Genomic DNA, 19,788 nt, shown 5'->3' with positions numbered 1-19,788 from the left:
GACCACCGCATACGGGGGTTGCGGGGGAAAGGCCCGGTGCCGGGAAGTCTTCGAGGACTTCCCGGCACCGGGTTCTTTTGTCCTCAAGGGAAACAGGGGTTGTCCACAGGCCCGGCACCAACCCCGGCGGAGTCGTACGCTGGACACCCCCGGCCGTCACACGCGTCGGGTTATTCGCGTTGCCCACCACCGGACGGAAAGCCCCTCCATGAGCCTGCACGGTCTGCTCGACGCCGTCGTCAAGGACCCCGCCCTCGCGGAAGCGATTCAGGCGGCCGCGGACGGCAACCGCATGCACATCGACCTCGTCGGGCCCCCGGCGGCCCGTCCCTTCACGGTCGCCGCCCTCGCCCGCACGGCGGGCCGCCCGGTGCTCGCGGTCACGGCCACGGGCCGAGAGGCCGAGGACCTGGCGGCGTCCCTGCGCTCCCTGCTGCCCGCCGAGGGCGTCGTGGAGTACCCCTCCTGGGAGACCCTCCCGCACGAGCGGCTCAGCCCGCGCAGCGACACCGTCGGCCGCCGCCTCGCCGTCCTGCGCCGCCTGGCCCACCCCAGCCCGGACGACCCCGGGACCGGCCCCGTCTCCGTCGTCGTCGCACCCGTGCGCTCCGTGCTGCAGCCCCAGGTCAAGGGCCTCGGCGACCTGGAGCCGGTGTCCCTGAGGACCGGCCGGACCGCCGACCTGAACGACGTCGTGGAAGCCCTCGCGGCCGCCGCCTACGCGCGCGTGGAGCTCGTCGAGAAGCGCGGCGAGTTCGCCGTGCGCGGCGGCATCCTGGACGTCTTCCCGCCCACCGAGGAACACCCGCTGCGCGTGGAGTTCTGGGGCGACGACGTCGAGGAGATCCGCTACTTCAAGGTCGCCGACCAGCGCTCCCTCGAAGTCGCCGAGCACGGCCTGTGGGCACCCCCGTGCCGCGAGCTGCTGCTCACCGACGACGTCCGCGCACGCGCGCGTGCCCTCGCCGAGGAGCACCCGGAGCTGGGCGAACTCCTGAACAAGATCGCCGAGGGCATCGCGGTCGAGGGCATGGAGTCCCTCGCCCCCGTCCTGGTGGACGACATGGAGCTGCTGCTCGACGTCCTCCCCAAGGGCGCGATGGCCGTGGTCTGCGACCCCGAGCGGGTACGCACGCGTGCCGCCGACCTCGTGGCCACCTCCCAGGAGTTCCTGCAGGCCTCCTGGGCGGCCACCGCAGGCGGCGGCGAGGCCCCGATCGACGTCGGCGCCGCCTCCCTGTGGTCCATCGCCGACGTCCGCGACCGCGCGCGCGAGCTGGACATGATGTGGTGGTCGGTGTCCCCCTTCGCCGCCGACGAAGAGCTCGACGCGGACACCCTCAAGCTCGGCATGCACGCACCCGAGGCCTACCGCGGCGACACCGCGCGGGCCCTCGCCGACACCAAGGGCTGGCTCGCCGACGGCTGGCGCGCGGTCTTCGTCACCGAGGGCCACGGCCCGGCCGCCCGTACGGCGGAGGTGCTCGGCGGCGAGGGCATCCCCGCCCGCCTGGACGCCGACCTCGGCGACCTCAGCCCCTCCGTCGTGCACGTCTCCTGCGGCTCGATCGAGTACGGCTTCGTGGACCCGGCACTGAAGCTCGCCGTGCTCACCGAGACCGACCTGTCCGGCCAGCGCGCGACCGGCCGCGAGGGCGCCCGGATGCCGGCCCGCCGCCGCAAGACCATCGACCCGCTCACCCTGGAGCCGGGCGACTACATCGTCCACGAACAGCACGGCGTCGGCCGCTACATCGAGATGGTGCAGCGCACGGTGCAGGGCGCCACCCGCGAGTACCTGGTGGTCGAGTACGCGCCCGCCAAGCGCGGCCAGCCCGGCGACCGCCTCTACATCCCCACCGACCAGCTGGAGCAGATCACCAAGTACGTCGGCGGCGAGGCACCCACCCTGCACCGCCTGGGCGGCGCCGACTGGACGAAGACCAAGGCACGCGCGAAGAAGGCGGTCAAGGAGATCGCCGCCGACCTGATCAAGCTCTACAGCGCGCGCATGGCCGCCCCCGGCCACTCCTTCGGCGCCGACACGCCCTGGCAGCGCGAGCTGGAGGACGCCTTCCCCTACGCCGAGACCCCCGACCAGCTCACCACCATCGCCGAGGTCAAGGAGGACATGGAGAAGTCCGTCCCCATGGACCGCCTGATCTGCGGCGACGTCGGCTACGGCAAGACCGAGATCGCGGTACGGGCCGCCTTCAAGGCCGTACAGGACGGAAAGCAGGTCGCGGTCCTGGTGCCGACGACCCTGCTGGTGCAGCAGCACTTCGGGACGTTCTCCGAGCGGTACGCGCAGTTCCCGGTGAGCGTGAAGGCGCTGTCCCGCTTCCAGACCGACACCGAGGCCAAGGCCGTCCTGGAGGGCCTGAAGGAGGGCTCGGTGGACATCGTCATCGGCACCCACCGGCTGTTCTCCTCCGAGACCAGGTTCAAGGACCTGGGCCTGGTCATCGTCGACGAGGAGCAGCGCTTCGGCGTCGAGCACAAGGAGCAGCTGAAGAAGCTGCGCGCCAATGTCGACGTGCTGACGATGTCCGCGACCCCGATCCCCCGGACCCTCGAGATGGCCGTGACCGGCATCCGCGAGATGTCCACGATCACCACGCCCCCGGAGGAGCGCCACCCGGTGCTCACCTTCGTCGGACCGTACGAGGAGAAGCAGATCGGCGCCGCCATCCGCCGCGAACTGCTGCGCGAGGGCCAGGTCTTCTACATCCACAACCGCGTCGAGTCCATCGACCGCGCTGCGGCGAGACTGCGCGAGATCGTCCCCGAGGCACGCATCGCCACGGCCCACGGCCAGATGTCGGAGTCGACGCTGGAGCAGGTCGTCGTCGACTTCTGGGAGAAGAAGTCCGACGTGCTCGTCTCGACCACGATCGTCGAGTCCGGCATCGACATCTCCAACGCCAACACCCTCATCGTGGAGCGCGGCGACACCTTCGGCCTGTCCCAGCTGCACCAGCTGCGCGGCCGCGTCGGCCGCGGCCGTGAGCGCGGTTACGCCTACTTCCTCTACCCGCCGGAGAAGCCGCTGACGGAGACCGCGCACGAGCGCCTGGCCACCATCGCCCAGCACACCGAGATGGGCGCGGGCATGTACGTGGCGATGAAGGACCTGGAGATCCGCGGCGCGGGCAACCTGCTCGGCGGCGAGCAGTCCGGGCACATCGCGGGCGTCGGCTTCGACCTGTACGTCCGCATGGTCGGCGAGGCGGTCGCGGACTACCGGCGCCAGCTGGAGACCGGCGAGATCGAGGAGGAGGCGCCGCTCGAGGTCAAGATCGAGCTGCCCGTCGACGCGCACGTCCCGCACGACTACGCGCCCGGCGAGCGGCTGCGCCTGCAGGCCTACCGCTCCATCGCCTCCGCCAACTCCGAGGAGGACATCAAGGCCGTCCGTGAGGAACTCACCGACCGCTACGGCAAGTTGCCCGAACCGGTGGAGAACCTGCTGCTGGTGGCCGGGCTCAGGATGCTCGCGCGCGCGTGCGGCGTCGGCGAGATCGTGCTCCAGGGCACCAACATCCGCTTCGCGCCGGTGGAGTTGCGCGAGTCGCAGGAGCTGCGGGTCAAGCGCCTCTACCCCGGCACGGTCATCAAGCCGGCCGTGCACCAGGTGCTGGTCCCGCGCCCGAAGACCGCGAAGGTCGGCGGCAAGCCGCTGGTCGGCCGTGAACTGCTGGGCTGGGTCGGTGAGTTCCTCGCCTCGATCCTGGGGTCGTAGGCGTCGCTAGGGGGGTCCTGCGTAAGGGGGGCATGAGGACCGGTGAGCCGGCGGCGGCGACCGGCGCGCCGCCGCGCGCCCTGCGCCACCACGAACCGGCGGGCCTGATCACCTCCCAACGCGCCGCCAGCGGCTACCGAGCACACCGCAGTCGGGGCGGCCGACCCGGACGAGCGGGGTGTGGCCGGGCTGCCACACGCGGACCACGGCCCGCTGCTCGGGGCTGTACCCGGAGCGGCCGGCCATCGGTGCCTCAATCGCCCCCGGCGCCCCCCCTGATGCCAACGTCAGGGGCAAGCTCCCCGGCGGCCCGTTGTGAGCGGGCTCATGCGCGTGCCGGCCGTGCTCCCCCCGTACGGCACCGGCATGCCCCAACTCGGCCACCGGTCGCCCGAAAAACCGCCTTGGCCCCCATCTGAAGTGGGCCTCGCGGCGGTTACCGTAAGGGACGGAACGATTCCGCCTGTGTCCGACGGGCGGACCCGGGCGAGTGAGGGGGGACGCACCGTGGCGCGTCCGAGGGGTGCGGTGGTCGCCGCCGTGGCCGTACTGGTCGCCGTGGCCGGCTGCAAGTCCGGGCAGAGCAAGGGCACCTCCGGTGCCGGTGCCGGGGGCAGCGGCGCGGTCCTGGCCGCCGTCGACGCCCTGACCGTCAAGGGCCGGGCACCCAAGACCGGTTACTCGCGGGCCCGGTTCGGCACCGCGTGGGCCGACACCGACTCCAACTCCTGCGACACCCGCGACGACATACTCAAACGCGACCTGAAGGCCGTGAGGTTCACCGGCGGCACCTGCAAGGTCTCCTACGGCCTGCTCGAGCCCGACCCCTACTCCGGCAAGGACATCACCTACCGGCGCGGCAGCAGCCAGGTCGACATCGACCACGTCGTCCCCCTCTCCGACGCCTGGCAGAAGGGCGCCCAGTACTGGGACGCAAGCAAGCGCATAGCGCTGGCCAACGACCCCCTCAACCTCATCGCGGTCGACGCGAGCACCAACCGCGGCAAGGGCGACGGCGACGCCGCCACCTGGCTCCCGCCCAACGGCAAGTACCGCTGCACCTATGTGGCCGCCCAGGTCGCCGTGAAGAAGAAGTACGGCCTGTGGGTCACCGCCGCCGAGAAGGCCGCCATGAAGAGGGTCCTCGACGGCTGCCCCGCCCAGAAACTCCCCACGGGTGGCAACCCCACCAAGGCACCGGAACGTTTCCGCGCCCGCTGAGCCGCGGACCGGGGGAAACACGGATGCGCCACGGCCGGGCCGGCGGGCAGCATGGCGGAATGCGCGATCTGCTGTGGGAGGACGTCTCCGGCTGGTTCGACCCCGAGGAGACGGGCGCGCTGCCCGACCTGAGCGTGCCCGGTACCTCGGCCGAGGACTGGCAGGCTCTCCTCGACCTGGTCGTGGCGAGCGGCTGGCGGCACGAGTACCTGGAGGGTGACGCCGTACGGCCCCTGCCGCGGGCGGCGCACGTGCTCGGCCGGCCCCCCGGCGCCGAGTGCCCGCAGCTGCGGGTGTGGCCGGTGCCCGGAATGCTCGCCGTCTTCCGCTTCCTCGGGGCCGAGGAGATCGACTTCGACGTCGACCTGCGGGAACTGCAGGGCCAGGAACGGCTGGACCTCTTCTGCGGATTCCTGCGGTCCCTCGGCCGGCACCTGCACAAGCCCGTGCTGATGGACCCCGAGGGCGCCTGCGGCCATCCGTTCCTCGGATACGACCCGCTGACCGACCGCGTGGCCCGCACGGCCGGTGCGCCGCCGCACCCGCCCCGCTGACCGGCGAAAACCGTTACCCGGGCCGGGGGCGCGCCGCCTACCGTGAGCGCCATGCACGTCAGGGTGAGCAGCATCGCCGAGCGGCCCGACCGGCTGCCGGTGTTGTTCGAGATGGCCGACACATGGCCCGAGTTCGTGACCAACGACCCCGTGGGCAACGCCCACTACGGCCGTATCCCCGCCGAACTGCCGCAGTATGCGTTGTTCGCCGAGGACGAGCACGGCGACATCGTCGCCCACGCCTTCAGCGTCCCCTTCGCCCTCGACACCGACGGCCGGCGCGCCCTGCCCGCGCGCGGCTGGGACCAGATCCTGTTGTGGGCCTTCGCCGACCTGCGCCGCGGCACCCGCCCCGACACGGTGAGCGCGATCTCGGTCACCATCGCCCCGCACGCCCAGGGCCACGGCCTGTCCGCGGTGATGCTCTCGGCGATGCGGGAGAACGCCCGCGCGCTCGGCTTCCGCGAGGTCGTCGCCCCCGTCCGTCCCAGCGCCAAGCACCGCGAACCACACACCCCGATCACCGAGTACGTCCACCGGGTCCGCCCCGACGACCTGCCCGAGGACCCGTGGCTGCGCGTCCACGCGCGCGCCGGAGCCACCATCGACTCCATCGCGCCGGCCTCCATGACCGTGGGCGCCTCGCTGGAGGAGTGGCGCCGCTGGACCGGGCTGCCGTTCGACACCGCGGCCGACGTCGAGGTGCCCGGCGCACTGGTCCCGGTCCGCTGTGAACCGCAGCGCGGATACGCCGTCTACGTCGAGCCCAACGTGTGGATGCGGCACCCGCTGTGAGCGGGCGCCGCGTCCACTCCCCCGGTCAGGCGGTCTTCAGGCCCTTCAGGCTGCCCAGGATCTGCGTCGTCACCTTCTTCGCGGTGGCGGCTCCGTTGTCGGTGCCCGCCGTCGACAGCACGGTGATCACGGAGTTGCCGGTACGCGCCGCGATGAGTGTCGAGCCGTTCTGCCACGCACCGCTCGTCAGCGTCATCGTGTAGGCCTCGTCACCGAGCCCGGCCGTGGACGTGCCCGTGAGCTTCACCTTGGCGTGAGCGTCGGTGTCCGTGAAGGCGGCGCACTCGCCGGCGACGGTCTGCAGCCGCTTCATCACGGTGTTCGCCGTGGTGCCCTGGAACGTGTCGATCTCCTGGGCCACTTCCTCGGTCTTGCCGTGGTTCACGTAGTCGTTCTGCGCGAACGACACGCCTCCCTTGAAGCCGGTCACCTGTATCCAGGACGTGCCCTCCAGCCGGGTGCAGTCCGGCTTCGCGGTGCTCCGGGCGGCGGGGGAGAGGAACTGGGTGCCGCTGTCGGAGGCACCGTCGGACTCGGGGGCGAACCCGGACGGGAAGACCGACGCCGGCGCCAGCGCCTTCTTCAGCTGCGTACCGGTGGCGAGACCGGCGTTCAGGTCCTTCGCGTCGGCCGGCTTGGCGCCGGTGCCCTCGTGGCCGGCGGAGGAACCGGACGAGCAGGCGGTGAGGGCCAGCGGGAGCGCCGCGACGGCGAGGAGCGTGGCGACACGGGGGGTGAGGCGCATGACAGTCCTTCAGGAGAGCTGGGTGTTACGGGGATGTGTGTACGGCGCGCCGAACGGTGTGCCGTACGGCGTCCGGTCCGGTCCGGCAGCGCGGGGTCGGGCCCGGGCAGCCGGAGCCGGTGGGACAGGTGCGGTGCGCGTGTGCGCGGTGGGGGGGGGGGGGGTGGGGGTGCGCTGCGCGGGTGCGTGCGGTGCGCGGCCGGCGAGCGGTGTGCGGGGGCGGCGGTGGGACCGGCCGGGCCGGTTCAGGCCGCCTTCTTCCAGTCGCCGCAGCCGCTGGTCTTGAAGTAGGCGTCGCCCGGGCTGATGGTGACGACGGCCGTGCCGGTCACGTTGTCGTTGGCGATCAGCGAGTTCGGCCCGTGCTCGGCGTCCTTGGCGCGCTCCCAGTAGCAGTTGTCGTCGGCGGTGTTCCCGGTCGACCTGTAGGTGCCCGGCGCGATGTCGGTACCGACCTTGAACATGCCTCCGTCGCCGTTCATCGAGGAAGCGGGCGTGCCTTTCGTCCTGGGGCCGACGGCCTCCCAGTCCTTGCAGCCGGTGGACTTGAAGATCTTGTCGGTGGGCTTGATGGTCACGTAACTCGTGCCGGTGACGTTGTCGTTGGCGAGGAGCGACTCCGTCTCGCCCTTGGCGTCCTTGGCGCGCTCCCAGTAGCACATGTCGTCGGTGTTGCCGGTCGTGCGGTAGGTGCCCGGCTTCACGTCCGAGCCGACCTGGTACTCGCCGTCGCCGGCGATCGCGGCGGCCTTCTTCTTGTCCTTGGTGCTGCCGGGCGTGTGCCCGGCGGAGGCGGAAGAGCCCTTGCCACTGCCGCCGGGACCGCCGTCCTTGCCGCTGCTGCCGGCGTTCGCCGACACGGCACCGATGACGACGACCCCCACGACGGCGCCCAGCGCGACCTTGGCTTTCATGCCCATGGCGAATCCCTCCCCAAAACGGCGGCCTCCCCCTCCGGTGGCCGCTGGTTCGCTGGGTCAATAAGAGCAGAGCCTGTGAACCGAGTCAACAAGGTTCACAGCATCCGATGGGTACACGGCGTGAATGCAGGGATCTTGTGTACGCCGGTATGCTCGGCACACACACGGGACGAGGGGGAGTGGGGCCGGTGCAGGACAACGCGACAGAGGTGACCGCTGCCGGAATCGCCCGGCTCGCCGGAGTGGGCCGGGCCGCCGTCAGCAACTGGCGCCGCCGGCACGCCGATTTCCCCAAACCGGTCGGCGGCACCGAGACCAGCCCGTCCTTCGCGCTCGCCGAGGTCGAGGCCTGGCTGCGCAAGCAGGGCAAACTCGCCGAGGTCCCGCTGCGGGAACGGGTCTGGCAGCAGCTCGTGGGACATCCCGAGGGCCCGCTGACCGCCCTGGTGCACGCCGGCTGCGTCCTGCTCCTGATCCACGAGCGCCCCACCGTCTGGCTCGACGCGAGCGCCGGCTCCGACGCACGCCTCGCCGCGATGCTGCCGGGCGCGCTGGAGGAGGTACTGGCGGCGCGTCTCGGCACCGCGCGGGGGCGGCGGGCCGGGCGGGGCGGCTCGGGGGCGTCGAGTGTGAACTCAGGTTCCGAGGTGCCTGGTGTGAGCGCGGGTTTCGGGGTGCCCGGTGTGAACGCCGCCTCTGGGACAGCCGATGTGAACCCGGATTCCGCGGCGCCCGCTGTGGACGCAGCGCGCACGCCCCCCGCTGTGAACTCCTCAACCGCCGAGCAGGCTGTGAACGCCCCACCAGCTGTTCACAACGCCACCGCCGTTCACGGCACCCCCCGCACCCCCCGCACCCCCGCCCTCCGCACCCCCACCGGCCCCCAACTCCTCCCCTCCGCAGCGCTCCTGCGCGGCGTGGCCGAGCTGGCCGCCGAGACCGGGGCACGGCAGGCCTTCGAGTTCCTGCTGGGCCGGCACCTGGATGCCAACCCCCGCCAGTACACGCTCACCCCGGCCGAACTCGCCGGGCTCATGGCCGACCTCGCCGGCCCCGCCCGCACCGTCCTGGACCCCGCCTGCGGCACAGGCGCCCTGCTGCGGGCCGTCGACACCCGCCCCGACCAGGAGCTGTACGCCCAGGACAGCGCGCCCGACCTGGCCGCGCTCACCGCGCTGCGGCTCGCCCTGCACTCCCGGGCCGGCGTACGCGGCGCTGCCGGCGACACCCTGCGCGCCGACGCCTACCCCGAGCTGCGCGCCGACGCCGTGCTGTGCCATCCGCCGTTCAACGAGCGTAACTGGGGCCATGACGAACTCGCCTACGACCCCCGCTGGGAGTACGGCTTCCCGGCCCGCACCGAGTCCGAACTGGCCTGGGTGCAGCACGCGCTGGCCCGGCTGGCCGACGGCGGCTCCGCCGTGCTGCTCATGCCGCCGGCCGCCGCCTCCCGCCGTTCCGGGCGCCGGATCCGCGCCGACCTGCTGCGCCGGGGCGCGCTCCGGGCCGTGATCGCGCTGCCGGCCGGGGCGGCGCCGCCGTACAGCATCCCGCTGCACGTGTGGGTGCTGCGCCGGCCCGACCGGACGCCGGCGGCGCCCGAGGTGCTGCTCGTGGACACCGGCAGGTTCGCCAGGGAGGGGCGCGGCGGGCCGGACTGGCCGGCGGTGCGCGAGGCCGTCCTCGACGCCTGGCGTGCCTTCGAGCACGCGGGGCGGCCGGCGGAGCGGCCGGGGCTCGCCCGTTCCGTGCCGGTCATCGAACTCCTCGACGACGACGTCGACCTGGCCCCCGCCCGCCATCTGCCGCCGGCGGCCGTGGCCGACGGCGCGGAGCAGCTCACGGAGGTGCGCGAGCGCCTCGGCACGACCCTGCGCCTGACCGCCGAGCTCACTCCGCCGCCCGCCGCCCCCGCGCCGGACGCGCGCTGGCCGCTCACCACCATCGGTGAACTCGCGCGCGGGGGCGCGCTGGTGATGCGCACCGGCGGAAACGGCGGCCACGCGCGCGTGCCCGTCCTCACCGACCACGACGTCCTCGCCGGCACGGCGCCCTCCGGGACGCTTCCGGAGAGCGAAGAGGAGGCGGTGCTGACCGAGCCGGGCGACGTCGTCGTACCGGTGCTGGGCGGCGGCTCGGTGGCGCGCGTGATCGACGAGGCGACGGGGGGCGCCGCCCTGGGGCGCAACCTTGTGCTGCTGCGCCCCGATCGCACGGCGCTCGACCCGTGGTTCCTCGCCGGGTTCCTGCGCGGCACCGCCAACAACCGGCAGGCCAGCAGCTATGCCTCCACCGCGACCCGGCTGGACGTGCGCCGTCTGCAGCTGCCCCGGCTCCCGCTGGACGAACAACGGCGCTACGGCGCGCGCTTCCGCGCACTCGACGAGTTCGAGCGGGCGCTGCGGCTTGCGGGCCGGCTCGGGGAGCAACTCGTGCGCGGGATGTACGACGGGCTGACGGACGGGACGGTGGCACCGGACTGAGGGCCCGGAGCGCGGCAACGGTTCGGTACACCCGGGACCGGCTGTCCTCGGCGGCCTATACGCTCGGACTCAGCACACACGTCCGCACGCATCAGGCCTCCAGGAGCAGCCATGCAAGGCCACGGCTACGCGCCGCCACCGCCGCAGCCACCCTCGACCGGGGTGCTGGTCGTGTTGCGCGTGATCTTCGTGGCGGTGGCGCTCTTCAGCATCGGATTCCTGGCGTGGGTGGCGCCGCTGCGCGCGGCGATCGTGACCCGCAGGCCCGCCGAGTGGTGGTTCTTCGGCGGATCCGTGACCGTCCTCGGCATCTGCTTCGCACTCTTCAGCACCGACCACACCGACGACTTCAGCTCGCCGAACGGCACTCTGGGCATGAGCATGCTGCTGCTGAACGCCGTCGCCTGTGTCGCCTACTACCTCTACGCGGACATACGCCACTTCCAGCGGCTCCGCCAGGCTTACGCCGGCCAGGTGCCGCTGGGGCCGGGCTACGCATACCCCCAGTCCGTCTCGCCGTTCACCGCGACGACCGCGCCGAGCAGGCCGAGCACGCCGCGACCCCCGTACGTGCCGGCCCCGATGCCCCACATCCCCGCGCCCCAGCCGCACGTCCCCGCACCGCCCCAGCGCCCGGCGCCCAGCCACATCGAGCAGGTCCGCGCCGAACTGGACGAGCTGAGCGACTACCTGCGCCGGCACGACGGCCGGCCTGACGGCCTGCACGACGGACGGCACGACGGTCACGAGAGCGGACGGTGAGTGTGGCGGCAGGGCGTGTCGTCGCCGGCCGGTATGAACTGTCCACGCTCATCGGACAGGGCGGCATGGGGCAGGTGTGGACGGCGTACGACCGGCGGCTCGACCGGCGCGTGGCGGTGAAGCTGCTGCGCCCCGACAAGGTGGCGGGTCAGGAGGCGGACGAGCTGCGCCGCCGGTTCATGCGCGAGTGCCGGGTGACCGCCCAGGTGGACCACCCCGGCCTGGTGACCGTGCACGACGCGGGCAGCGAGGGCGAGGAACTGTTCCTCGTCATGCAGTACGTCGACGGCGCCGACCTGTCCGACCACCTCGCCGAACACGATCCGTACCCGTGGCAGTGGGCGGTCGCGGTGGCCGCGCAACTGTGCGCCGTGCTGAGCGCCGTGCACGCCGTGCCGATCGTGCACCGCGACCTCAAGCCGCGCAACGTGATGGTGAAGCAGGACGGCACGGTCACCGTGCTCGACCTGGGTGTGGCCTCGGTGATGGACACCGACACCACCCGCCTGACCCACACCGGCTCACCGATCGGCTCGCCCGCCTACATGGCGCCGGAACAGGCGATGGGCGGCGCGGTCGGCCCGTACACCGACCTGTACGCGCTCGGTGTGCTGATGCACGAACTCCTCAGTGGTGACGTGCCGTTCGCGGGCTCGACGGCGCTCGGCGTGCTGCACCGGCACCTGTACGAGCCTCCGCTGCCCGTGCGCCGTATCCGCCCCGAGGTCCCCGAGGCGCTGGAGAGGCTCGTGCTGCGGCTGCTCGCCAAGGACCCGCAGCACCGTCCGGGCTCCGCGCAGGAGGTGTACGAGGAACTGGCGGCGCTCCTGCCCGCGCGCGGGACGCCCACCGGGGCGCCCCTGGACCCCACGCGCCCCTTCCTGCGCCCGCACGCCCCCTGGCCGGACCGCGCGCGGACTCCCGCGCCCCAGCCCGCCCCCGTCGCGCCGGCGCCGCCGGTGGCCGAGAAGCCCGATGTCGCCGCCGCCGTGGACGAGGTCAAGCGCCTGCTCGGGGAGGGGCGCATCACCCAGGCCGTGGACATCCTGGGCGCGATCCTGCCCGCCGCCGCCGAGCAGCACGGCGAGCACTCCCCGGTCGTGCGCACCCTGCGTAAGCAGTACGCGGCCACGCTCATGGACGACGGCCAGTACCGGCGCGCGCTGCCCGAACTGCGCCGCCTCGCCGACGAACGCGCCGCCGAGGCCGGCCAGGCCGACCCGCACTCCCTGCGCTACCGCTACGAGGCCGCGCAGTGCCTGGAGCAGCTGGGCCAGCCGGCGGCGGCGCTCGCCGAGTACCGCGCGCTGCTGCCGTACTACGAGAACCAGTACGTCTCCGGCGACCCGCAGCTCGCCCACGACGTGCGCCGGCGCATCGGCCTTCTGCTGCTCGCCCTCGGCGACCGGCCGTCCGCCCACGACACCCTCGCCCGGCTGCTGATGGACGTGGAGCGGCTGCACGGCCCCGGTTACCCGATGGCCATGGAGATCCGGCGCACCCTGCAATGGCTCGGACAGGTGCGCGGTTAAATATGCCGTTGCCCCGGGAGGTTCCTGTGAACTCCCGTGGCGCGGTATCGACGTAGGGCACACACGCACCAGGGGTGGGTTTCATGGCCGGCCATCGGCAGTCGAAGAAGCACAGATACATCACATGGGCGGTGGCCGGGGCGGCCGTCGTCGCCGGCGCCGGCATCGCCGCTCAGACCTCCATGGCCGCCACCGCGTGGCCCGCGCAGAACACCTTCACCGGGCGCGCGTTCGACACCTGTGCCGCGCCCTCGCTGTCGGCGATGAAGGCCTGGCACACCGGCTTCTACGGTGCCGCCGCCGTCTATGTGGGCGGCAGGAACCGGGGTTGCGCACAGCCCAACCTCACCGCCTCCTGGGTGAAGTCGGTCAGCTCCCTGGGCTGGAAGCTCGTCCCCCTCTACGTCGGCGCCCAGCCGCCCTGCCAGTCCGGTTCCAACCCGGAGAAGCTGACCTCCGCCACCGCCGCCTCCCTCGGGGCGACGGACGCCGCCGACGCCGTGGCCAAGGCCTCCGCCCTGGGCATGAAGGCGGGCAGCGCGATCTACCTCGACATGGAGGCGTACGACACCACGAACACGTCGAGCAACGACGCCGTGCTGACATATGTGCGCGCCTTCGACAAGGGGCTGCACGCCAAGACGTACCGGGCCGGCTACTACGGCTTCAGCAGTTCCAGCGCCAAGGCCATCGCCACGGCGACGGACAGGACGGACCTGCCGGGCAACCTCTGGTACGCGCTGTGGGACAAGAACAACACGACGACGGCGGATTGGCCGTGGGGTTCCACCCAGTTCACCAACCACAGCCGCGGCCACCAGTACCTGGTCAACAGCAAGGAGTCGCACGGCGGGGTCACGCTCACCGTCGACCGTGACGCGTGGGACGCGCCGGTGGCCGTCACCGGCTGAGCCGGGGCCTGCTCCGGCCGGGGGCGCGACGGTGCCCGAAGCGCGTACGAATCGTTGGTCGAATGGGTTGGCCCCGGCCTTCCCACTGCCTACCATCGATCATCGCAAGACTTTGTGCACCGTCGCACAATCTCCCCTCTGGAGGTTTCCTTGCACCGCCGCCGTCGCACCGCGCTCGTCCTCACCGCCGCGATCGCCGCCGCGGCACCCCTGCTGACCGCCTGCGGAAACGATGCGCACGCGGGTGCCGCGGCCGTCGTCGGAGGGCAGCGGATCACCGTCGCCCAGCTGGAGAGCCGGGTCGACGAGGTCCGCAGGGCACAGCGGGCCGCGGTTCCGGACGAGGCCCAGTACCAGCAGGTCCTCGCCTCCACCAGCAGCCTCACCCGGGACACCCTGCACAACATGGTTCTCGACCGGGTGCTGCACCGCGCCGCGCAGGACGCGGGCATCACGGTCAGCCGCAGGGAGGTCGAGCAGATGCGCGCCGGGCTGGAGCAGCAGGCCGGCGGCGCCAAGGGGCTGCAGACCGCCTGGCTGCAGAAGTACGGCATCGCCCCCGCCCACCTCGACGACAACCTCCGGCTCCAGCTGGAGGCGCAGAAACTGGCCCAGCAGCTCGGCACCGACACCACCCAGCCCGCCTTCTGGAAGGCGCTGTCCAAGGCCTCCCAGGAACTCCGCATCGACGTCAACCCGCGCTACGGCGCCTGGGACGTGCAGAAGAGCAGCCGGGTGGACGCCAAGACGCCGTGGGTGCGGGAGGTCACGACGGTGTCGGGCGGGCAGCCGGTGACGGCATAGGGCAGCCGGTCATACGTTCATACGATCGTCCCCGGCCTGTGGACAACCGAATCCGCTCCCTGCCGCCGTGGGTTACGTTCGGAGCGTGAACGCATCCAGCCCCGACCTCGCCCCCGCCGCCGACCCCGGTCGCATCGTCCTGCTCACCACCAGCCACCGCGTCGCGCCCGGCCTGCTGTCCTGGCCCGCCTGGCAGGCCCTGCACGGCGCCGACGCGGTGCTGTGCGCGGACGGCGCGCATCCGCAGCTGCCGTATCTGCGGGAGGCCGGGATAGCGGTGGAGGAGGCGTCCCCGATCGCGCAGGAGCTGGTCGACGCCTGCGCCGGCGGGCGGACGGTGGTGGTCGTGGCCACCGGTGAGGGGGAGCCCGCGCTCACCGACGGCCTGGCCCGGCTGGCCGGCTCCGGCCGGGTCGCGATGCCGGAGCTGGAGCTGCTCCCGGCCTCCTACGACCTGCCCGGCGCCCGTCTGCTGGACCTCGTCCAGGTCATGGACCGCATCCGCGCCGAATGCCCCTGGTCGTCCCGGCAGACCCACGAGGGCCTGGCCAAGTACGGGATCGAGGAGGCGTACGAACTGGTCGAGGCGATCGAGGCCGGCGACCGCGAGGAACTGCGCGAGGAGCTGGGCGACGTCCTGCTCCAGGTCGTCTTCCACTCCCGGATCGCCGAGGAGCACCCCGACGCGCCGTTCTCCGTCGACGACGTGGCCGGCGGCATCGTCGCCAAACTCGTTCACCGGCACCCGCATGTCTTCGGCGACGAGAAGGCCGAGACGCCGGAGGACGTCAAGGAGCACTGGCTGCGCACCAAGGCCGAGGAGAAGCGGCGCACCTCGGTCACGGAGGGCGTCCCGCTGGGCCAGCCCGGCCTGGCCCTCGCCGCCAAGCTCGCCTCTCGCGCGCGCACGGCCGGTCTCGACGTGCCGCTCCCGCAGGGCGAGGGCATCGGCTACGAGCTGCTGGCCCTGGCGGCCCGCGCCGAGGCGGAGGGCGTGGACCCGGAGGCGGCCCTGCGCGCGGCGGCGCGTGCGTACCGGGACGCCATCCGGCAGGCGGAGGGAGCAGCCCCCGAGGCAATACCCACACCCTCCGGCGACCACCAGGACGCGGAGGCTCACCGGGACCCTGCGCAGGAAGACGCCCCGAGGCGATAGCCGCAGCCCCGCCCCCGTCGGCCACCGAGCCGCGGTGGCTCACGGGGACTCTGCGGAGGGAGAGGCCCCGAGGCGATGACCGCGGCCCCCGTCGGCCACCGGGCCGCGGAGGGCCATCGGGATCCTGCGGAGGGAGCGGAGGGAGCAGCCGCTGAGGAGATGACCGCAGCCCCCGTCGGCCACCGGGCCGCGGAGGTCCACGGGGACCCTGCGGGGGCAGAGGCCCCGAGGCGATGACCGCGGCCCCCGTCGGCCACCGGGCCGCGGAGGCACACGGGGACTCTGCGGAGGGAGAGGCCCCGAGGCGATGACCGCGGCCCCCCGGCGGCCACCGGGACCTGCGGAGGCAGACGCCCCGAGGCAATACCCACACCCCCGTCGGCCACCGGGCCGCGGAGGTTCACCGGGATCCGGATACCGTCGAGGAGTGACCGACCAGCCTCACCGCCAGACCGCTGCCGACGCGGCCGCGGACTCCGCTCCCGCCCTGTTCACCTGGGAGTTCGCCACCGACCCCTACCCCGCCTACGCCTGGCTGCGCGAGCATGCGCCGGTGCACCGGACGCGGCTGCCCAGCGGTGTGGAGGCCTGGCTGGTCACCCGGTACGCCGATGCCAAGCAGGCCCTCGCCGACCAGCGGCTGAGCAAGAACCCGGCGCATCACGACGAGCCCGCGCACGCCAAGGGCAAGACCGGCATTCCCGGCGAGCGCAAGGCCGAGCTGATGACCCATCTGCTGAACATCGACCCGCCGGACCACACCCGGCTGCGCCGGCTGGTCAGCAAGGCGTTCACCCCGCGCCGGGTCGCCGAGTTCGCGCCCCGGGTGCAGGAGCTGACCGACCACCTCATCGACCGGTTCGCGGCGAAGGGCTCCGCCGACCTCATCCACGAGTTCGCCTTCCCGCTGCCCATCTACGCCATCTGCGACCTGCTCGGCGTCCCGCGCGAGGACCAGGACGACTTCCGGGACTGGGCCGGGATGATGATCCGGCACGGCGGAGGGCCGCGGGGCGGGGTCGCACGGTCGGTGAAGAAGATGCGCGGCTACCTCGCCGAGCTGATCCACAAGAAGCGCGAGGCGCTGCCCGCCGAGCCCGCGCCCGGCGAGGACCTGATCTCCGGCCTCATCCGCGCCTCCGATCACGGCGAGCACCTCACCGAGAACGAGGCCGCCGCCATGGCCTTCATCCTGCTGTTCGCCGGTTTCGAGACCACCGTCAACCTCATCGGCAACGGCACCTACGCCCTGCTCACGCACCCGGGGCAGCGCGAGCGCCTCCAGGACTCCCTGGCCAGGGGGGAACGGGACCTCCTGGAGACCGGAGTGGAGGAACTCCTGCGCTACGACGGTCCGGTGGAGCTGGCCACCTGGCGGTTCGCCACCGAGCCGCTCACCATCGGCGGACAGGACATCGCGCCGGGGGACCCGGTGCTCGTGGTGCTCGCGGCGGCGGACCGGGACCCGCAGCGGTTCGCCGGCCCGGACGTGCTGGACCTCGCCCGCCGCGACAACCAGCACCTCGGATACGGCCACGGCATCCACTACTGCCTCGGCGCGCCGCTCGCCCGGCTGGAGGGCCAGACCGCGCTCGCCACCCTGCTCACCCGCCTGCCCGACCTGCGGCTCGCCGTCGATCCGGCCGACCTGAGATGGCGTGGCGGGCTCATCATGCGGGGCCTGCGCACCCTGCCCGTCGAGTTCACGCCGGTCCTGCCAGGCACCGGCTATCAGTAGTCCAGTCCCGCGAACCAGTCGCCACGGCCGCCCGGCGTCAGGTCGAGGAGGTGCCAGACCGGGTTGAGGAGGTCGATGCCGCGCTGGTCGATGTCCTCGGCCATGCGGGGATGGGCGGAGTAGAAGTGGCGGACCGTGCCGTCCGCGTCCCGGGTGAAGACGGAGACGGTCGAGTCCTGCACGCCGTTCTCGTCCTCGCTGCCGAGGTCGTACTTGAAGGTGCTGTCCCCGGCGCTCAGCAGGCGCAGCCGGGACCAGCCGCGGCTCCGGGCGTGCTGCCGCAGTGCGGGCAGGTCGGCGGCCGCGGCGACCACGAGGTCGGCGTTCCGGGCGACGTGGTGGGCGACGCCGTTGAAGCCGTCGATCCACAGGGTGCACATCGGACACGGGTGGGTCTGCCGTTTGCCGTACATGAAGTGGTAGACGATCAACGGGCGGTCCGGGGCGGTGAACAGTTCGCTCAGCCGCACCTCGCGGACGGGTGTGTCGTCGGCGCCGAGGTCGGCGGGGCCTTCGAGAAAGACGTAGTCGTCGACCTCGGCGCCCTGTGGCAGCGCCCTGCGCAGGGCCGCGACCCTCTCGCGGTGGCGCATGAGTTCGATCTCGGCGCGGCGGAGCTCCTCGCGGGCGGCGAGGTAGTCCGCCGGCTCTCCGGGCAACCGGGTGTGCCGCAGCATCGTGTCCTCCTGGAGGGGAACTGGATGGGAAGCCCCCGGGTCGGGGCGAGCCCATGGTTCCGGCCCGATCGCGCGCCAGGCGTGAGGCGCCGCCGTTCCCGACGGGTGACAAAGGGCGCAAGAGGGGACGAACGGCCGCCGCGCAGGCGGAAATGACAAACCTTCAACTTCGTGATCTTCACGTGATCTGCGCGGCATGAACTTGTGACAAGTGATCGTCTGCCGATACGTTCACCCATCAGTGTGGCGGCCCCGCTTCGGTCGCCGCGCCGGTCCTGCTGTCGCACGAAAGGCTTCCGCATGCTCTCCGGGAACGGTCGTCACCGTCGCCCCCGTCAGGCTCCGGCTCTCCTCGTCGCGGCCGGCGTGACCGGCTCCGCCATCGCCATCCCTCTGCTCGGCGCCGCCAGTGCCAACGCGGCCGACGGCACCACGTGGGACAAGGTCGCCGAGTGCGAGAGCGGCGGTTCCTGGAGTGCGGACACCGGGAACGGCTACTACGGCGGTCTGCAGATCTCGCTCGGCGACTGGGCCAAGTACGGCGGCACGCAGTACGCCGAGACCGCCGACCAGGCCAGCCGCTCCCAGCAGATAGCCGTCGCCGAGAAGATCCTCGCCGACCAGGGCACCAAGCCGTGGGCCACCTGTGCCCTGCTCTCCGGGCTGACCTCCGACTCCGCCTCGGTCGACGTCGACACCGGCGTCGGCGGCTCCGGTGGTGGTGACGGGTCGCACGGCGCGTCCGGCTCGGCCCAGGGCTCCGACTCGTCCGGTCTGCCGGATTCGTCCTCGCCTGGCTCCGGTTCGGGCTCCGATTCGGGCTCGGGTTCGGACTCCGGCTCCTCCTCCGGTTCGGACTCCTCCGGCTCCTCCTCGGACTCGAGCGCTACGCCGACCCCGAGCCCGAGTCCGAGCAAGGACACCACCGGCACTCCCGGCGCGGCCGACGGCTCCGCCGGAACCAGCACCCCCAAGTCCGACAAGACCGACAAGCCGGGCTCACGCGACAGCGGAAGCCCGCAGGGAGGCGACAGCTCTCCCGTGGCGGCGCCGGGTACCGACAACTCGGACAATTACCAGCAGAGTGGCGGTTCTTGGAGCCTGGTCGACACCGGCGCGCTCAGCAGTGGTGGACGTCACCGCGGCGAGAGCGCGGACGAAAACGTGACAAACGGTCAGAACGCCGCACCTTCCGGCCGTCACGCCGGCCGTGAACCGGGCACCTACACGGTCCGCGAGGGCGACTCGCTCGCCTCCATCGCCGACTCCCTTGGCGTCGACGGCGGGTGGCATGCCCTCTATGTCGGCAACGAGAAGGTGATCGGCGCCGACCCGAACCACATCGCCGCCGGTCAGACCCTGGAAGTCCCTGCCGAAAAGGGCGACGGCTAGCGGCAGTTGACGCCCCACTTCGCCACTGATGTCCGGTTTGGCGAAAGTGTGGGATGAGTCTCAGAAGCCCTGATCGTCTTTGAAATTCCGCCGATCGCATGTCTACGGTCAGGACCGCTCGTCACCACGAGCCCCGGCAGCCGCAACGCCGAATCCTGCCAGCGGTTGCCCGGGAACAGTCGTCGCGTCAAGCGCCGTAGGCAGGAGCGGGGGACCCAAGGTAAGCGCCGGGCCCAGCGGTTGACGCTGGACCGGCTTGGGGTGAAGCCGCGCCTCGGAAAAACGAGTGCGCGGCCGGGCAACTCAACCGGCCCGAACCCGACAGCTCACCTCGCAGGCGTCGGTGAGGGGATCGA

The 19,788-nt window shown here is 72.3% G+C and carries 15 protein-coding genes and 1 riboswitch; of the genes, 12 read left to right on the top strand and 3 right to left on the bottom strand.

All coding sequences use genetic code 11. The features are described 5' to 3' along the window. Positions 1-208: 208 nt before the first annotated feature. From mfd to ACWDEN_RS22685, 4 genes are all read left to right on the top strand, one after another. Positions 209-3,742: a transcription-repair coupling factor gene (gene mfd / locus ACWDEN_RS22700; protein ID WP_351602896.1), complete on the top strand. Its 3,534-nt coding sequence runs from the start codon at positions 209-211 to the stop codon at positions 3,740-3,742. A 507-nt stretch (positions 3,743-4,249) separates the two neighbouring features. Continuing rightward, positions 4,250-4,963 (top strand): HNH endonuclease family protein, encoded by a 714-nt coding sequence (locus ACWDEN_RS22695; RefSeq protein ID WP_351602898.1) that lies wholly within the window; start codon positions 4,250-4,252, stop codon positions 4,961-4,963. Positions 4,964-5,022: 59 nt separating this feature from the next. Continuing rightward, on the top strand, positions 5,023-5,517 hold the full coding sequence (locus ACWDEN_RS22690) for a hypothetical protein (protein ID WP_351602900.1): 495 nt from the start codon (positions 5,023-5,025) through the stop codon (positions 5,515-5,517). A 51-nt stretch (positions 5,518-5,568) separates the two neighbouring features. After that, on the top strand, positions 5,569-6,312 hold the full coding sequence (locus tag ACWDEN_RS22685; RefSeq protein ID WP_351602902.1) for an N-acetyltransferase: 744 nt from the start codon (positions 5,569-5,571) through the stop codon (positions 6,310-6,312). A gap of 25 nt (positions 6,313-6,337) precedes the next feature. Here the strand turns inward: ACWDEN_RS22685 and ACWDEN_RS22680 are convergent, their stop codons facing one another. Next, a complete protein-coding gene (locus tag ACWDEN_RS22680; protein ID WP_351602904.1) occupies positions 6,338-7,057 on the bottom strand; it encodes a hypothetical protein in 720 nt (239 codons plus the stop codon). A 245-nt stretch (positions 7,058-7,302) separates the two neighbouring features. Further along, positions 7,303-7,977: a hypothetical protein gene (locus tag ACWDEN_RS22675; protein ID WP_351602906.1), complete on the bottom strand. Its 675-nt coding sequence runs from the start codon at positions 7,975-7,977 to the stop codon at positions 7,303-7,305. A gap of 188 nt (positions 7,978-8,165) precedes the next feature. Here ACWDEN_RS22675 and ACWDEN_RS22670 point away from each other — a divergent pair, with 188 nt between their 5' ends. The 7 genes from ACWDEN_RS22670 to ACWDEN_RS22640 all read left to right on the top strand — a co-directional run bounded on the left by ACWDEN_RS22670 (position 8,166) and on the right by ACWDEN_RS22640 (position 17,363). Then, the gene (locus tag ACWDEN_RS22670) at positions 8,166-10,460 is read left to right on the top strand and encodes an N-6 DNA methylase (protein WP_450859971.1); all 2,295 of its coding nucleotides are present in this window, start codon (positions 8,166-8,168) and stop codon (positions 10,458-10,460) included. Between the two features lie 111 nt (positions 10,461-10,571). Beyond that, on the top strand, positions 10,572-11,222 hold the full coding sequence (locus ACWDEN_RS22665) for a hypothetical protein (RefSeq protein ID WP_351602910.1): 651 nt from the start codon (positions 10,572-10,574) through the stop codon (positions 11,220-11,222). Positions 11,223-11,260: 38 nt separating this feature from the next. Then, complete coding sequence (locus tag ACWDEN_RS22660; protein ID WP_450860000.1) at positions 11,261-12,754, top strand: protein kinase domain-containing protein; 1,494 nt, start codon at positions 11,261-11,263, stop codon at positions 12,752-12,754. An 83-nt stretch (positions 12,755-12,837) separates the two neighbouring features. Then, complete coding sequence (locus ACWDEN_RS22655; RefSeq protein ID WP_450859970.1) at positions 12,838-13,665, top strand: glycoside hydrolase domain-containing protein; 828 nt, start codon at positions 12,838-12,840, stop codon at positions 13,663-13,665. Positions 13,666-13,815: 150 nt separating this feature from the next. Further along, a complete protein-coding gene (locus tag ACWDEN_RS22650; RefSeq protein ID WP_351602915.1) occupies positions 13,816-14,469 on the top strand; it encodes a SurA N-terminal domain-containing protein in 654 nt (217 codons plus the stop codon). 85 nt (positions 14,470-14,554) lie between these two features. Then, positions 14,555-15,625 carry a nucleoside triphosphate pyrophosphohydrolase gene (locus tag ACWDEN_RS22645; protein ID WP_351602917.1) on the top strand — a complete coding sequence of 357 codons (1,071 nt, stop codon included), beginning with the start codon at positions 14,555-14,557 and terminating at the stop codon, positions 15,623-15,625. 427 nt (positions 15,626-16,052) lie between these two features. Next, positions 16,053-17,363: a cytochrome P450 family protein gene (locus tag ACWDEN_RS22640; protein WP_450859969.1), complete on the top strand. Its 1,311-nt coding sequence runs from the start codon at positions 16,053-16,055 to the stop codon at positions 17,361-17,363. Here ACWDEN_RS22640 and ACWDEN_RS22635 read toward each other — a convergent pair. Beyond that, complete coding sequence (locus ACWDEN_RS22635) at positions 17,357-18,040, bottom strand: DUF899 family protein (RefSeq protein WP_450859968.1); 684 nt, start codon at positions 18,038-18,040, stop codon at positions 17,357-17,359. The genes ACWDEN_RS22640 and ACWDEN_RS22635 overlap by 7 nt on opposite strands. A gap of 300 nt (positions 18,041-18,340) precedes the next feature. Here ACWDEN_RS22635 and ACWDEN_RS22630 point away from each other — a divergent pair, with 300 nt between their 5' ends. Beyond that, the gene (locus tag ACWDEN_RS22630; protein ID WP_351602923.1) at positions 18,341-19,432 is read left to right on the top strand and encodes a transglycosylase family protein; all 1,092 of its coding nucleotides are present in this window, start codon (positions 18,341-18,343) and stop codon (positions 19,430-19,432) included. Between the two features lie 182 nt (positions 19,433-19,614). Beyond that, positions 19,615-19,787: riboswitch (cyclic di-AMP (ydaO/yuaA leader) on the top strand. Position 19,788: the final 1 nt, after the last annotated feature.

Source organism: Streptomyces sp. NPDC001153, from assembly GCF_053598315.1.
This window is presented reverse-complemented; position numbering and strand designations above follow the sequence as displayed.

Bases quoted from the DNA above. Each gene is read 5' to 3' on its own strand.
- mfd (WP_351602896.1), top strand. From the start codon at position 209: ATGAGCCTGCACGGTCTGCTCGACGCCGTCGTCAAGGACCCCGCCCTC.
- ACWDEN_RS22690 (WP_351602900.1), top strand. From the start codon at position 5,023: ATGCGCGATCTGCTGTGGGAGGACGTCTCCGGCTGGTTCGACCCCGAG.
- ACWDEN_RS22685 (WP_351602902.1), top strand. From the start codon at position 5,569: ATGCACGTCAGGGTGAGCAGCATCGCCGAGCGGCCCGACCGGCTGCCG.
- ACWDEN_RS22680 (WP_351602904.1), bottom strand. From the start codon at position 7,057: ATGCGCCTCACCCCCCGTGTCGCCACGCTCCTCGCCGTCGCGGCGCTC.
- ACWDEN_RS22675 (WP_351602906.1), bottom strand. From the start codon at position 7,977: ATGGGCATGAAAGCCAAGGTCGCGCTGGGCGCCGTCGTGGGGGTCGTC.
- ACWDEN_RS22665 (WP_351602910.1), top strand. From the start codon at position 10,572: ATGCAAGGCCACGGCTACGCGCCGCCACCGCCGCAGCCACCCTCGACC.
- ACWDEN_RS22655 (WP_450859970.1), top strand. From the start codon at position 12,838: ATGGCCGGCCATCGGCAGTCGAAGAAGCACAGATACATCACATGGGCG.
- ACWDEN_RS22635 (WP_450859968.1), bottom strand. From the start codon at position 18,040: ATGCTGCGGCACACCCGGTTGCCCGGAGAGCCGGCGGACTACCTCGCC.
- ACWDEN_RS22630 (WP_351602923.1), top strand. From the start codon at position 18,341: ATGCTCTCCGGGAACGGTCGTCACCGTCGCCCCCGTCAGGCTCCGGCT.